This window comes from Streptomyces peucetius (assembly GCF_025854275.1).
Lineage (GTDB): Bacteria > Actinomycetota > Actinomycetes > Streptomycetales > Streptomycetaceae > Streptomyces > Streptomyces peucetius_A.
On sequence record NZ_CP107567.1, the window covers coordinates 322,938 to 337,313 of the forward strand.

A 14,376-nucleotide genomic window follows, 5' to 3' on the forward strand; every position below is an offset into this window, starting at 1 on the left:
AACGACCGAATGATCGGTCGTCCGGTTCGGGACGGGAGCAAGCGGATGACGGACCTGCTGGACGCGGCGGAGCGGCTGGGCCGCGAGGAGCTCGAGGCGCTGCAACTGGAGCGGCTGCGGGCGACCTTGCGCCACGCGTACGACAATGTGGCCTTCTACCACGAGTCGTTCGACAAGGCGGGGCTCCGCCCGGAGGACTGCCGTTCGCTCGCCGACCTCGCCCGGTTCCCGTTCACCGCCAAGACGGACCTGCGGGACAACTACCCCTTCGGCATGTTCGCGGTCGAGCAGTCCCAGGTGCGCCGTATCCACGCCTCCAGCGGCACGACGGGCCGGCCCACCGTCGTCGGCTACACCGAGCGCGACCTGGACACCTGGGCCGACATCGTCGCCCGCTCCCTGCGCGCCGCCGGCGCCCGCCCCGGCCACAAGGTCCATGTGGCCTACGGCTACGGCCTGTTCACCGGCGGCCTCGGCGCCCACTACGGGGCCGAACGGCTCGGCTGCACCGTCATTCCGGCGTCCGGCGGGATGACCGCCCGCCAGGTCCAGCTGATCTGCGACTTCCGGCCCGAGATCATCATGGTCACCCCCTCGTACATGCTCACGCTCCTCGACGAGTTCGAGCGCCAGGGCGTCGATCCGCGCACGACCTCGCTCAAGGTCGGCGTCTTCGGCGCCGAGCCGTGGACGGAGGAGATGCGCTGCGAGATCGAGGAACGGTTCGCGATCGACGCCGTCGACATCTACGGGCTCTCCGAGGTGATGGGCCCGGGTGTGGCGCAGGAATTCGTGGAGACCAAGGACGGCCTCCACATCTGGGAGGACCACTTCTATCCGGAGATCGTCGACCCGTTCACGGGCGAGCTGCTGCCGGACGGCGAGGAGGGCGAGCTGGTGTTCACCTCGCTCACCAAGGAGGCCATGCCGGTCATCCGCTACCGGACGAGGGACCTGACGCGGCTCCTGCCGGGCACGGCACGGGTCTTCCGGCGGATGGAGAAGGTGACCGGCCGCAGCGACGACATGGTGATCCTGCGCGGGGTGAACCTCTTCCCCACCCAGATCGAGGAGATCGTCCTGCGCACGCCCCATGTCGCCCCGCACTTCCAGCTCCGGCTCACCCGCGAGGGCCGCCTCGACGCACTGACCGTGCGCGCCGAGGCCCGCGCCGAAGCGACCGGCGAGCAGCGCGCCGCCGCGGCGCAGGCCATCGCGGCGGCGGTGAAGGACGGCGTCGGGGTGTCGGTCGCCGTGGAGGTGGTGGACCCGGAGACGCTGGAGCGCTCGGTGGGCAAGATCAAGCGGATTGTGGACATCCGAGGGGCATAGGGCCTGCCGCCGTCCCAAGGGTCCGCCGCTGTCTGACTGCCGGGAGTGCACGTCGTTTCGATGTGCCGCCAGGGCTCGGAGCTTGCGATGTCGTGGGCTTCTTCATTGCGCAGCCGCAACGAGGCGTTGGACAGATCGATCACGGGCGGATAGACAAAGACACGAAGGTCTTGGTCCGTCGGTTTCCTGATGGGTCGAGGACGTGGGATGAGGGGCGGCGCGTCGTGGACCCGTGCTCGACGTCGACGGAGTCCCTGCGGGAGGCGCCGACACTGTCGCCGGCTGATGCGGTGAGGAGAAGGATGTCGCGAAAGGTGAAGCGATTCGCCGTGGTGACATGGGCCGTGCTCATCATTGCCGGCGGCGGGCTGACGCTGTTGCTCGGCGAGCCGGGGCCGGTCGACTGGGACGACTGGGGGCGGGACGAACCGCCGTCGCCGACGTCCTGCCCTTCTTCCGGTGCAGTCGCCGACGGGACAGATACCGCTCCGTGGCCCACACCGTCCATGCCCCAGCCCCCGACGTACGCGCCGGTGCCGACACAGCCCGTTCCTGAGCCGGCACGACCGGTCGCAACCGTGATTGCGTGCGCATACCGCGTGGAGGACTGATCCACCCCGCTGGTGTCGTACGCACTTTGCCCAAGCGGGCCTCAAACGCCTCTCACGCGAAGCTCACGCACGCTCGGTGAACACGCCGTGGCCGGCCTCAAGACCTGGTGACTGCGGCACACCCGGACCAACGATCAGATGATCTGAACGAAACGCCCCAGCCGTTTGGTCCCGCGCACGGTTGGCAGACTCTTGATCAGAACTGCTGTGTGATCCGCCGGCCATCTGTCTGTGTCTGCCCTTCTCACCGCTGGAGTCTTTGTGTACCTGTCCAACCGCAAGGCGTGTCCCCTTGATCCGGCCGCTGATCCTGTTGAGGAGGCCGGACTGCTGAGGAGTCTCGGCCCTCTGGTGCGCGTCGAGCTTCCAGGGGGTGTGGCCGCCTGGGCAGCCACCGATCACGCCACCGCGCAGAAGGTCCTCGGCCACGAGGCCCTGACCAAGGACCCGGCCCACTGGCCGGATCTCAACGCGGGTCGCATACGCGACGACTGGGAACTCATCGCCCTGGTCCGCGGGGCAGCCATGCTCCACGAAGGCGGCAGCGAGCACCGCAGACTCCGGCAGCTGGTCAGCACGGCCTTCGCCCGGGCGCCCATCGAGGCACTGCGTCCGCGCATCGAACAGATCGCCGCCGAACTCCTCGACGACCTCCTCGCCACGGGCACGACCGGGCCGGTGGACCTGCGTGAGCACTTCGCCTATCCCCTGCCGGTGCGCGTGATCTGCGAAGTCCTCGGCGTCCCGGACACAACGGTGAGCGAGCTGCGCCACCGTTTCGACCGGCTCGTCACCCCCCGGAAGAACGCCTCCGGCGAGGAGGACATCCGCGTCGCGCAGATGGACATCGTCAGCAGCCTCACGGCGCTGATCGAAGCCAAACGAAGCCGGCCGGGCGACGATCTGACGACAGCGCTCATCCAGGCACGCGACGAGAGCGACCGGCTGAGTCAGCGGGAACTGGTGGAGACGCTGTTCCTCGTCCTCATCGCCGGACACGAGACCACGATCAACTCGATCACCAACACGGCCCACGCCCTGCTGCAGAACCCCGCCGTACTCACTGCCGTACTCCAGGCAGAAGACTCCGACGCCGCGTGGGAGGCGGCTGTGGAGGAAGGCCTGCGGTACGCGTCACCAGTGCGCCACGCCCTGCTGCGGTACGCCGTGAAGGACGTCGAGATCGCGGGAGTCACCATCGCTCGGGGCGAGCCGGTCCTGGCGAGCCTCGCGGCCGCAGGACGGGACACGACACGCCACGAGAACCCCGACCGGTTCGATGTGGCCCGGTCCACCCGCCGTGAGCACCTCGCCTTCGGCTTCGGCGCCCACTTCTGTCTGGGGGCCCGTCTGGCCAAGCTCGAGACGAAAATCGCCCTTCGAGCCCTCTTCACGCGGTTCCCCGCCCTGGCCCTCGCCGAAGAGCCTGCCCGTCTGTCGTCCATCCCCCTGCAGGGATACAGCACCCTGCCGGTACGTCTGCAGAGCCGGCCGGTGCTGCCGGATCCGGAACGCGGGTGCCCGGCCGACGCTGCTCCCGGCGACGCCTGACGGCGCCACAGCCCCGGAAGGCGTCTGTGACAGAACCGCGGGCCGGGGGTGGGGGGCCGGGCAGGGAACGCACCTTGCCACCGGCCCCGCCACCCGCCGGCCCGCCGGGATCGCGGTCAGTGCGTACGCCGCCGGAAGAGGCCACTCCACCACGACGACCGTGTCCCCGGAGAAGTGGCGACGGATGCCACCGGCTCTGCCGCAGGAGTGGCCTGTGGCAGAGGCTGCGCACTGGCCGCGACCGCCGGCTCGCCGAGGAGGTGGTTCCTGGGTCCCGCTGAGTGTGGTGTGAAGCGGGCCGGCAGGTTGTTCAACCGGCTGGAGACCAGGGACGAAGTGACCTGTACTTCGTCGCCGGTGTCGTCGAGTTGAACGTCCGGCAGCCGTGCGAGCAGGGTGTCGATGCCGGTGTCGGCGATGGCCCGGCCGATGTCCTGGCCCGGACACTCGTGCGGGCCGCTGCTGAACGCCAGGTGCGCTCGGTTGCCGTGCACGGGAGCGGTGAGGTCGGGCCGGATCTCGGGATCGACGTTCCCGGCCGCGAGGCCCAGCATCACCATGTCGCCGGCCTTGATGTCCTGCTCGCCGAGCCGGATGTCCTGCCTCGCCCAGCGGCAGGCACCCACCGCAAGCGGCGGTGCGTCCCACATCACCTGTTCCAGCGCATCAGGCAGCGTCATCGACCCGCCTGACAGGCTGGCGCGAAACCGTCGGTCGGTCAGCACCATCTTCAGCGTGTTCGCGACCAGGTTCGTGGTGTTCTCGTGAGCGGCGACGATCGCATGGCGCAGATGCTCCACGACCTCGTCGTCCGTGAGTCCGGACTCATGGCTCAGGAGCCAGCTGGCGAGGTCGTCCCCCGGTTTGCCCTTCTTTCGCTTCAGCAGCTCCGACATGATCCCCACGACGTAGGTGTTGCTCTGCAGGGCCGTGGGCGTGCCCTTCACCATGTCCCGTACAGCTGCGCCGAGCGGCAGCGCGTCCTCCTCGGCGATTCCGAACTGCCGTGCCAGTACGAGGATCGGGAGCTTCTCGGCAAAGTCGCTCACCAGGTCGGCCCGGCCCGCCTTGGCGAAGCCGTCGACGAGCTGATGGGTGTAGCGGACGACGTAGCGGCGTACGCCGTGGCGGTTGAACCGAGCCAGGCTGTCGGTCACCGCGGCCCGGAGCCGCGCGTGCTCCTCGCCGTCCGCGAAGACGAGCAGCGGCTGCCACGCCGTGATCGGCAGCAGCGGCGAGTCGCCGGTCAGCTGCACGTTCCATATGCGCGAGTCGCACGACCACAGCGACGGAGTGCGCATGACCTCAAGGTTTTCACGGTGCCCGAGCACGAACCACGCGGGCACTTCCCCGGGGAGAAGCACAGGAGCGACCTGCCCGTGTTCCTTGCGCAGCCTCTCGTACAGCGCGTGCGGCTTCCTGGCTTCCGGCCCGTAGATCCGCTGCGCTCCGAGTGCGCCGGTGTGCGCAGGGCACTGCGTCGGCGGGACGGTGGCGGTCGGCGGGCCCGCCGGTTCCGGGAAGGGCATGGTCACGAGTCCTCCGTGAAGCAGCAGCATGGACGTGCGGATCGATGAGGGATCACCCACCGTGCTCCAGTTGCCAAGAGCCGGGCCGGTGCACGCACTCGGAATGCGGTGTCCCTCGCGCACGATCAAGAAGCAGGAGCGCCCGCAGCATATCCATGTCGGAGACGGGCCAGGCAGGCGGTCCCTGGCCGAACTCGTCGGCCGGCCACGGGCGTTGCTCGAGGACCCGGTCTCGCACGAACCGGATGCGGATGATGAGATTCCCCGCGGCGGCCGCACCGGCCACTTCACCAGCACGCAATCTAAGGACCTCCCGAAATGGCAGTTGTGCTGCAACCGTCCGGAACACGGACCATCCCGCGAGCCCCCGGGACCGTTCCGCTCCTCGGACACGCTCTGGCCCTGTGGCGCGATCCGCTCGGGTTCCTGACGTCGTTGCGTCAGCACGGGGACATCGTCCGGGTCGACCTCGGCACCATGCCGATGTACGTGCTGACGTCCCCTCGGCTCGTCCATGAAGTGCTGGTGGGTCAGGCCCGCAGCTTCGAAAAGGGGCGCTTCTTCGACCGCCTGCGCCCGCTGGCGGGCAACGGACTGGCGAACTCCGACGGTGACATCCACCGGCGGAACCGGCGCATGCTCCAGCCGATGTTCTCCAAGGACCGCATCGTCGCCTACTCCGACACGATGAGCCGCAACGCCCTGGCCGTGGCCGACTCGTGGGCACCCGGCCAAGTCGTGGACCTGGAGCAGGCCATGGCCGAGTACGCCATCGAGACGCTGGCTTCCACGATGTTCTCCACCGGCATCGGACTGCCCGCGGTCGAGGCCGTACGCAAGAACCTGCCCGTCCTGCTGAAAAACCTCCTGATACGCGCGGCCTCCCCCAAGTTCCTGGACCGTCTCCCCATCCGCGCCAACCGGGACTTCGACGCGGCCTCCGCCGCCCTCAGGGCGGTCATAGAGGACGTGATCACCGCCTCCCGCACCTCCGGCACGGCCGATCACGCCGACCTGCTGTCCCTGCTCCTGGCCGCCCATGACGGCGAAAGCGGGCGGGGACTGACCGACGTCGAGGTCCGCGACGAGCTGAGCACCATCCTGTTCGCCGGCGCGGAGACCACGGCCGCCATGCTCGCTTGGACCTTCCACGAACTCGGCCGGCGCCCCGACATCGAGAAGCAGCTGGTCGAGGAGATCGATGACGTGGTCGGGGACCGGCCCGTCACGATCGCTGACGTCCCCCGGCTCGAAGGAATCCGCCGCGTCCTGGACGAAGTGATCCGGCTCCACGGCGTCACGCTTCTGATGCGCCGCACGACCGCGCCGGTTCAGCTCGGTGAGACCCTCTTCCCCGCCGGCACCGAGATCGCTTTCAGTCTCTATGCCATACACCGCGACCCGAGCGTGTACGACGACGCCGACACCTTCGACCCGGACCGGTGGCTCCCCGAACGCCGCTCGCAACTGGATCGCCAGGCGTACATGCCGTTCGGAGCCGGCAGCCGCAAGTGCATCGGTGACCAATTCGTCTGGACCGAGGCCACGATCGCCGTCGCCACCGTTCTCTCCCGATGGCACCTCACGCCTGCCGCCGGCCACGACGTCAAGGAAGTCGCCTCAGCCGTGGCACACGCCGACCGTATCCCCATGATCGTGCAGCCTCGGCAGCGCTGAGCGCAGCCATGTGCGCTCCAAGGCCCCGGGCCCCGGCCCGGACACCAGCCGTGAAGCAGGTCGGGGGCAGCACGGCGGGGCGCCGAGGAGCAGGCGGCGGACGCGAGCAGCAGGAGGCCCGCGCCGACGGGGATCTGCCGGGTACTCCGACGGGAGTAGTGCCGGGGCGGGCACGAAGTCCCGTTGCAGCCATACCAGTTTGGGCGGAGCGGTCCTCCCGGAACTTTCGTCCAAGACAGGATCGCCGAAGTCGGCGACCGTAGGGGCATGCGCAGCTACGAAGCGGGCTCCGCCCCCATGGACCGTGAGGCCGAGGACGGCTGGGAAGTCGCCCATCCCGTCGGCGGCACGTCTCCCGGTGGCGTCCGGATGGCCGGATTCCGCGACCGCATCGCTGCCGGGCTGGACCTGCGGGTGCTCCCCCAGCCTGCCGTGATCGTCGTCATCGGTTTCGGGGAGAGTCCGTTCACCGTCGAGGGCGCCCCCGGGCGCCGGTCCCTGAGCAGCCTTGTCGCCGCTCTGTCGCCCGGTCCGGCCCGCATCCGCGGGGAGCGCGTCGAGTGCATCGAAATGCGACTTCGAGGACGTCTGCCACCGCGCGGGCCTGTCCCTCACATCGGTCACCCCGCTCGCGGAGGCCGCGCCGTTCTCCCTCGTCGAGGCCGTGGCCGACTGAGCGAGCATCGCCTGCCGTGCCGATGGCGCGCGGGGCCGGCCGTGGGCGCCGTGATCGCACCGCCCGGCGGGCCGGCCCCTCGCCGCTCCTCCTTCCGGCCCCTCGGCCAGGCCCCTCGGCCAGGCTCCTCCGTCCCGCTCCTCCGTCCCGCGCCTCGGTCCGCTACCTCGTGCCGAGGTAGTAACTGACCTGCGGCGGCTGGTTGTAGCCGGTGTTCTGCCAGGCCACTCCGAGCCGGTACACCGGGTCGTGCATCAGGGTCGGCAGCCGGAACTCGGTCGGGTGCGGGGTGGTGTAGAGGCGCAGCGCCGTGGAGTCGTTGTTGCGCCAGATCATCTCCTCGCGCCAGTCGCCCAGGAGGTCGGCGGAGAGCACCGGGTTGCCCTTGGTCCAGTTGTTGGAACGGGCGTCCTGGTCGTACCAGAGGCGGGTCAGCTCCGTGGAGCCGTTGTACTTGAGGATCTGGCCGTAGCCGGATCCCGCCGTGCCCGACCAGCGGTGGTCCAGGAGTTCACGGTTCGCGTCGCCGTCCCACCAGATCGCCGAGTTGTACGACGCGCCGCCGCCGAAGCCCGGGACGGCGTCGCTGATCTTCGTACCGTCGGCGGCGTACAGCCCGCCCCCACTGGACCAGCACTCGGCGCCCGCGTGCGCGCGCGTGAGGTCGGCGCAGATGCCGCGCCCGACGTCGGTGCCGGTCTTCCGGCCCCACAGGATCTCTCCGGTCCTCGCGTCGTGCATCTCGAAGCCGTACGCCGAGCCGGTGTGCTCGTGCACGTTGAACGACTCCAGGCCGGGGCGGGCCGGGTTCAGGTCGCCGACGTGCAGCGCGTCGCCATGGCCCAGTCCGGTCGTCCACAGCCCACGGCCGTCGTGGTCCACGGCCATGGCGCCGTAGACGATCTCGTCCCTGCCGTCCGCGTCGACGTCCGCCACGGCGAGATTGTGGTTGCCCTGCCGGTCGAAGCCCTTGCCCACGTTGGTGGAGGAGTTGGTGTCGAACTTCCAGCGGCGGACCAGGTCGGTGCCGTTCCAGTCGTACGCGGCGATCGCGATCCGCTCGTAGATGCCGCGGCTGAAGATCATGCTGGGCGTCGAGCCGTTGACGTACGCGGTGGCGGACAGCAGCCGCCCCTCGCGGTTGCCCCAGGTGTCGCCCCAGTCGGCGACCGAGCCGCGGGCCGGCTCGAAGGGCACGGAGTCCATGACTCGGCCCGTCTGCCCGTTGAAGACCGACAGATACTCGGGGCCGCTGATCACCGCGCAGTTGTCGGCGAGGTGCGAGGCGCCCGCGTCACCGATGACGGTGCCGGCGGAGTCCCTCGACCCGTCGGAGGTACGGACGGCCATCTCGGCCCTGCCGTCGCCGTTGTAGTCGTACACCTGGAAGGAGTCGTAGTGCGAGCCACTGCGCACATTGGTGCCCAGGTTCACGCGCCACAGACGGGTGCCGTCCAGTTCGTACGCGTCGAAGACCGTCGGACCGGTGCAGGTACCGGAGTTGGCCACGTCGGTGGCGTTGGAGGGCACCCACTTGAGGACGAGTTCGTAGGCGCCGTCCCCGTCGAGGTCGCCCACGCTCGCGTCGTTGGCGGAGTAGGTGTAGGCGACGCCGTCGCGGGTGGTGCCGCCCGGTGGCTTCCGCAGCGGGATGTCGAGCCGGCCGGAGGCCCAGACGACGGCCTTCTCGCCCGGCTGCTCCGTACCGCCCACGACGGCGCGGACCTCGTACGAGGAGGAAGTGCTGCCACGGGCGTCGAGGAAGTTCGTCCTCGTGGTCTCCGAGACGAGGGTCCCGGCCCGGTAGAGCCTGAAGGAGACACCGGACGGATCGTTCCCGAGCATGCGCCAGGTGACGAGGACGCCGCCGCTCGCGGGGACGGCGACGAGCCCCCGGTCGAGCCGTTCGGCGATTCGGGGGGCGGCCAGGGCACGGACCGGGGGCTCGTCGGCCGCGGACGCCGGCGCGTTGACGGCCGGCAGGCCGCCGGTCCCGGCAAGCACGGCGGCGAGGAGTGCTCCGGCGAACCTGCCTGAGCGGTGGGATGTGCGGCGTGATCGGGACATCACTCGACCTCGTTGTCAGGGGACGGAGGGACAGCTGCCCCCGGTGGTCGCCGCCGGTGCCGCCTGAGGTTGCCGGTTCGATCACTCCGCCGCGACGAGCCTCCGGCCGGTCCGCCTGGAACACCGTGCACAGCGGCCGGGGGCCCGAGCGTCCAGTCCGTTCAACCGGGGTGCCTCCACGGGCGTCGGTCGGGTAGCGTGCGGGGCATGTCGAGCCCCGAGTCAGCCGAGGTGGGGGCTTTCGGTCACGCCGTCAGCCCCCTGAACCACTGAGTTCGTAGTCCTGTCGTCCCGCCGCGTTCCGCGGCTGGACGAGTGCGCCCGTGGGTGCCGGCGGCGGTGACGAGATGTCCTCCTCTCGTGCTTCTCCTCGCCTCGGAGCCACTCGATGCCTCTCCCGCTGTACCTGCTTGCCCTGGCGCTCTTCGCCATGGGCACCTCCGAATTCATGCTCGCCGGCCTCCTGCCGGACATCGCCTCCGACCTCGACGTGACCGTCGGGACGGCAGGGGCGCTCACCTCGGCCTTCGCGGTCGGGATGATCGTCGGCGCCCCGCTCGTGGCCGCGCTTGCCCGCAACTGGCCCGGACGGTCCAGCCTCCTCGGGTTCGTCCTCGTCTTCTCGGCAGCTCACGCCGTGGCCGCCGCCACCGCGAGCTTCCCGGTCCTGTTCGCCACCCGGGTCGTCGCCGCGCTGGCGAACGCGGGGTTCCTCGCCGTGGCTCTGACAGCCGCTGCCACGCTGGTCTCCCCCGACAAGAAGGGACGTGCACTCGCCGTGCTGCTGTCGGGCACGACGGTGGCCACGATCGCCGGTGTCCCAGGAGGGTCGATGCTCGGCACGTTGCTCGGATGGCGGGCCACGTTCTGGGCTGTTGCCGTTCTCTGCGTGCCTGCGGCTCTCGGCATCTTCAAGGCGATCCCTGCCCGGCCCGCGAAGGAAGCCGCGGCCGGCGGGCCGGCGTTGCGGTCGGAGCTGGCGCAGCTCAGGAATCCCCGGCTGCTCCTGGTGATGCTGCTCGGCGCGCTGGTGAACGCGGCAACCTTCGGAAGTTTCACCTTTCTCGCCCCCGTCGTCACCGACAACGCCGGGTTGGACGAGTTGTGGATCTCGGTCGTCCTGGTGCTCTTCGGCGCCGGTTCCTTCGTGGGCGTCACCCTCGCCGGACGGCTGTCGGACCGGCGCCCCGGTCTGGTCGTCGCAGCCGGTGGTCCGCCACTGCTCATCGGCTGGCCGGTCCTGGCCTTGCTCGCCGACGAGCCGGTCGCTCTGCTCATCCTCGTGTTCGTGCAGGGCGCGCTGTCGTTCGCGCTCGGCAGCACCTTGATCACGCGGGTCCTCTACGAGGCCGCCGGAGCACCCACCATGGCCGGCTCGTACGCGACCGCGGCACTCAATGTCGGGGCCGCTGCCGGACCACTCATCGCCGCGGCCACCCTCGGTACCACGGCCGGGAGCCTGGGGCCGCTCTGGGCCAGTGGTCTCCTCGTCCTGGTCGCGCTGCTGGTCGGGTTCCTCTTCCGCGGGGTGATCCTCAGCGACGCGCGTGGCGGATCTTCAGCCGTCCGAACCCCACGGCCCCGGTGATCCGGATCGTCGGCCCGCCGGGGCCGGGGCGCCGCCGGGTCCTGTAGCGGACGTCCTTCCACCCGGTCCGCAGACCCTCGACGTCGACGATCGCGTCGCGCGGCACCGTGATCTTCGCCCTGCCGGTGCCGAGTTGCAGCTCGATGTCGACCACCGGGTACTCGATGACCGCCCGGGACAGGTCCAGGTGCACCCGTCCGAATGCGGACCCGACCGTGAGGTTCCGAGGTACCCGCCATGCGCCGGCGCCGCCGGATCCGTCCGCCGGCGGCGGCAATCGTGGACGTGGTGCCCGGGCTCTCCTCCGGGAGCGAGGCCAGAGGCGACACGAGCTCGCCGCGCGTCCTGGCGGTGAGCACCTGGTGGAGGCGTTCGTCCATCTCCTCGTGCGAGATGTGCCCTCCGGCGTACGCCTCCTGCACGCGCCGCACTGCCGAGTCGCGGTTGTCTTCGCTGATCGGTGACGCGGGTCTTCCGGCAGACAGGTCACCCCTTCACCCTACGGCCGTGCCGGACTCCGCGGCCGGCGAACGAAGTTCGCAGCGGATGACGGAGGCGGGTGGGCCGCGGGAACCGGCGTGGTCGGCGGGCAGGACCGAGCGGGTCGTGGAGGTCAGGCGCGCGCAGGGCCGTCCGCGGTGTCGCCGAAGTGGTCGCGGAGTTCGCGCTTGAGGATCTTGCCGCTGGCGTTGCGCGGGAGGGCGTCCACGAAGAGGACCCGCTTCGGGGCCTTGAAGGAAGCGAGCTTCCCGCGGGTGTGGGCGATCAGTTCGGTCTCCGTGACGTCCTCCCGGGCGACGACGACCGCCGTGACGGCCTCGATCCAGCGGTCGTCGGGCAGACCGATCACGGCGGTCTCCGCCACGGACGGGTGGGTGTAGAGGGCGTCCTCGACCTGGCGGGAAGCGACCAGGACGCCGCCGGAGTTGATGACGTCCTTCACCCGGTCGACGACCGTGAAGTAGCCCTCGCCGTCGCGGACGGCGAGGTCGCCGGAGTGGAACCAGCCGTCGCGGAAGGCCTCTTCGGTCTCCTCCGGCTTGTCCCAGTAGCCCTCGCACAGCTGCGGCGACCGGTAGACGACCTCTCCCGCGGTGCCGTCCGGGACCTCCTTGCCGTCCTCGTCGACGACCTTCGCCTCGACGAAGAGGACGGGGCGGCCGCAGGACTCCATGCGGCCCTCGTGCTCGTCGGGACCGAGGACGGTCGCGAGCGGGCCGATCTCCGACTGGCCGAAGCAGTTGTAGAAGGCCAGCGCGGGCAGCCGTTCGCGCAGGCGTGCCAGCACCGGCACGGGCATGATCGAGGCCCCGTAGTAGGCCTTGCGCAGGCCCCGGAGGTCACGGGTGGCGAAGTCCGGGTGGTTGGACAGGCCGATCCATACGGTCGGCGGGGCGAACAGGCTGTCGGCGCGGCCCGCTTCGACGAGGTCGAAGATCCGGCCGGCGTCGGGCGCGTCGAGGATGGTGTTCTCCGCGCCGACCGCGAGGTACGGCAGCAGGAACACGTGCATCTGGGCCGAGTGGTAGAGCGGCAGCGAATGGACGGGCCGGTCGCCGGCCGTGAGGTCGAGTGCGGTGATGGCGCTGACGTACTCGTGGACGAGCGCGCGGTGGGTCATCATCGCGCCCTTGGGCAGGGCGGTGGTGCCCGATGTGTAGAGGAGCTGGACCAGGTCCTCGGCCTGCGGCTCGCGTTCGGCGGTGAACGGCCGCGGCCGTGCCAGCTCGGCGAGGAGCGACTCGTCCGTGTCGCGCAGGGCCAGCACCCGGTGCCCCGAGGGCAGGCGGGGCGCGAGGGCGGGGTCGGCGAGGACGAGCGCGCTGCCCGACTGGTCGAGGATGTAGGTGAGGTCGTCGCCGGTCAGGTTCTGGTTGACCGGCACGTGCACGAGGCCGGCGCGGGCGCAGGCGAGGAACGCGATCAGATAGGCGTCGGAGTTGTGGCCGTACGCGGCGACCCGGTCGCCCCGGCCCAGGCCGTGTCCGGCCAGTACGGCGGCCGCGGTGGTGACGGCGGCGTCGAGTTCGGCGTAGGTCCAGGACCGGTCCGCATACCGGACGGCGGCGCGGGCGGGGGTGCGCCGGGCACTGCGGCGTACGAGGGAGTCGACCGTGCTGCTGTGGGCGCCTGTCATGGCGTGATCCTGTGCGGGGCACGGCCGTGGGGTCAAGCCCTCGTGACGGCCTCACCCCGGACAGGGAACGGGAAGGCGGGAGCTCACGGGCTCACGGCGAGGAAGATGAACGCCGCGAGGATCGCCAGGTGCACCCCGCCCTGGAGCAGCGTGGCCCGCCCGGGCACGACCGTCAGCGCGCCGACGACGACGGTGAGTGCGAGCAGCACCATATGCGTGGCGCCCAGACCCAGCAGCAGCGGCCCCTCCAGCCAGATGGTGGCGAGCGCGATCACCGGGATCGTCAGCCCGATGCTCGCCATGGCCGACCCCAGCGCGAGGTTCAGAGACCTCTGGACCAGGTTCCGCCGGGCGGCCCGTACCGCGGCGATTGTCTCGGGCAGCAGGACGAGGAGGGCGATGACGACGCCGACGACGGCGTGCGGCAGACCGGCCGACGCCACCGTGGACTCGATGGTGGGTGACACCGCCTTGGCGTCGCCCACCACGGCCACCAGGGCGACGACGAGCAGCACCAGGCTGAACAGCGCGGCCGACCGGCCGGGGGCCTCCGAGTGCTCGTCGCCGGCCGTGCTCCCCGGTTCGTCGTCGCGCGTGACGGACATGAAGTACTCGCGGTGCCGCACGGTCTGCACGGCGACGAACAGCCCGTAGAGGCCGAGCGAGGCGACGGCGGCGAACGTCAGCTGGGCCGGGGAGAACTCGGGGCCGGGCTTGCTGGTGGTGAAGGTGGGCAGCACGAGGCTGAGGGTGGCGAGCGTCGCGACGGTGGCGAGCGCCGCGCCGGACCCCTCGGCGTTGAAGACGGCGACGTGGTTGCGCAGTGCGGCCGCCAGCAATGACAGCCCGACGATCCCGTTGCAGGTGATCATCACCGCGGCGAAGACGGTGTCCCGCGCGAGGGAGGAGGACTCGGGTCCGCCGTCGACCATCAGGGTGACGATGAGCGCGACCTCGATGACCGTGACCGCGACCGCGAGCACCAGGGAGCCGAACGGTTCCCCCACCCGGTGGGCGACCACTTCCGCGTGGTGGACCGCGGCGAGCACGGCGCCGGCCAGGCAGACGGCGACGAGGACGACCGCGAAGCCCGGCAGGTCGCGGCCCCAGCTGAGGACCAGGGCGACCACCGCGACGAGCGGCGCCCAGACGGTCCACCGGCTCAGGAAGGACGTGAGGTTCACCGCACTCATGGGTGTCAGGCTGCC

8 protein-coding genes and 1 pseudogene are annotated in these 14,376 nt (G+C 70.5%); 4 read left to right on the forward strand and 5 right to left on the reverse strand.

Annotated elements, in window-relative coordinates:
* The first annotated feature begins 45 nt into the window (after positions 1-45).
* Together paaK and OGH68_RS01570 are read left to right on the forward strand one after the other, a co-directional pair.
* Positions 46-1,332, forward strand: coding sequence for a phenylacetate--CoA ligase PaaK (gene paaK / locus OGH68_RS01565; protein ID WP_264241435.1), 1,287 nt, complete (start codon positions 46-48; stop codon positions 1,330-1,332).
* A gap of 962 nt (positions 1,333-2,294) precedes the next feature.
* Positions 2,295-3,494 (forward strand): cytochrome P450 family protein, encoded by a 1,200-nt coding sequence (locus tag OGH68_RS01570; protein WP_264241436.1) that lies wholly within the window; start codon positions 2,295-2,297, stop codon positions 3,492-3,494.
* Positions 3,495-3,610: 116 nt separating this feature from the next.
* Here OGH68_RS01570 and OGH68_RS01575 read toward each other — a convergent pair whose 3' ends face one another.
* A complete protein-coding gene (locus OGH68_RS01575) occupies positions 3,611-5,023 on the reverse strand; it encodes a cytochrome P450 (protein ID WP_264249853.1) in 1,413 nt (470 codons plus the stop codon).
* Between the two features lie 318 nt (positions 5,024-5,341).
* Between OGH68_RS01575 and OGH68_RS01580 the strand changes: the two genes are divergently transcribed.
* Positions 5,342-6,700: a cytochrome P450 gene (locus OGH68_RS01580; protein WP_264241437.1), complete on the forward strand. Its 1,359-nt coding sequence runs from the start codon at positions 5,342-5,344 to the stop codon at positions 6,698-6,700.
* An 838-nt stretch (positions 6,701-7,538) separates the two neighbouring features.
* Here OGH68_RS01580 and OGH68_RS01590 read toward each other — a convergent pair.
* Positions 7,539-9,443: a rhamnogalacturonan lyase gene (locus OGH68_RS01590; RefSeq protein WP_264241438.1), complete on the reverse strand. Its 1,905-nt coding sequence runs from the start codon at positions 9,441-9,443 to the stop codon at positions 7,539-7,541.
* A 388-nt stretch (positions 9,444-9,831) separates the two neighbouring features.
* Between OGH68_RS01590 and OGH68_RS01595 the strand changes: the two genes are divergently transcribed.
* Positions 9,832-11,031: a Cmx/CmrA family chloramphenicol efflux MFS transporter gene (locus OGH68_RS01595; RefSeq protein ID WP_264241439.1), complete on the forward strand. Its 1,200-nt coding sequence runs from the start codon at positions 9,832-9,834 to the stop codon at positions 11,029-11,031.
* Here OGH68_RS01595 and OGH68_RS01600 read toward each other — a convergent pair.
* The 3 genes and pseudogenes from OGH68_RS01600 to OGH68_RS01610 all read right to left on the reverse strand — a co-directional run bounded on the left by OGH68_RS01600 (position 10,979) and on the right by OGH68_RS01610 (position 14,361).
* Positions 10,979-11,521: pseudogene (locus OGH68_RS01600) on the reverse strand (DUF1707 SHOCT-like domain-containing protein). The gene OGH68_RS01595 and the pseudogene OGH68_RS01600 sit on opposite strands and share 53 nt — an antisense overlap.
* Positions 11,522-11,644: 123 nt before the next feature.
* The gene (locus tag OGH68_RS01605; RefSeq protein ID WP_264241440.1) at positions 11,645-13,168 is read right to left on the reverse strand and encodes an acyl-CoA synthetase; all 1,524 of its coding nucleotides are present in this window, start codon (positions 13,166-13,168) and stop codon (positions 11,645-11,647) included.
* A gap of 83 nt (positions 13,169-13,251) precedes the next feature.
* Positions 13,252-14,361 carry a calcium:proton antiporter gene (locus OGH68_RS01610; protein WP_264241441.1) on the reverse strand — a complete coding sequence of 370 codons (1,110 nt, stop codon included), beginning with the start codon at positions 14,359-14,361 and terminating at the stop codon, positions 13,252-13,254.
* Between the last annotated feature and the right edge of the window lie 15 nt (positions 14,362-14,376).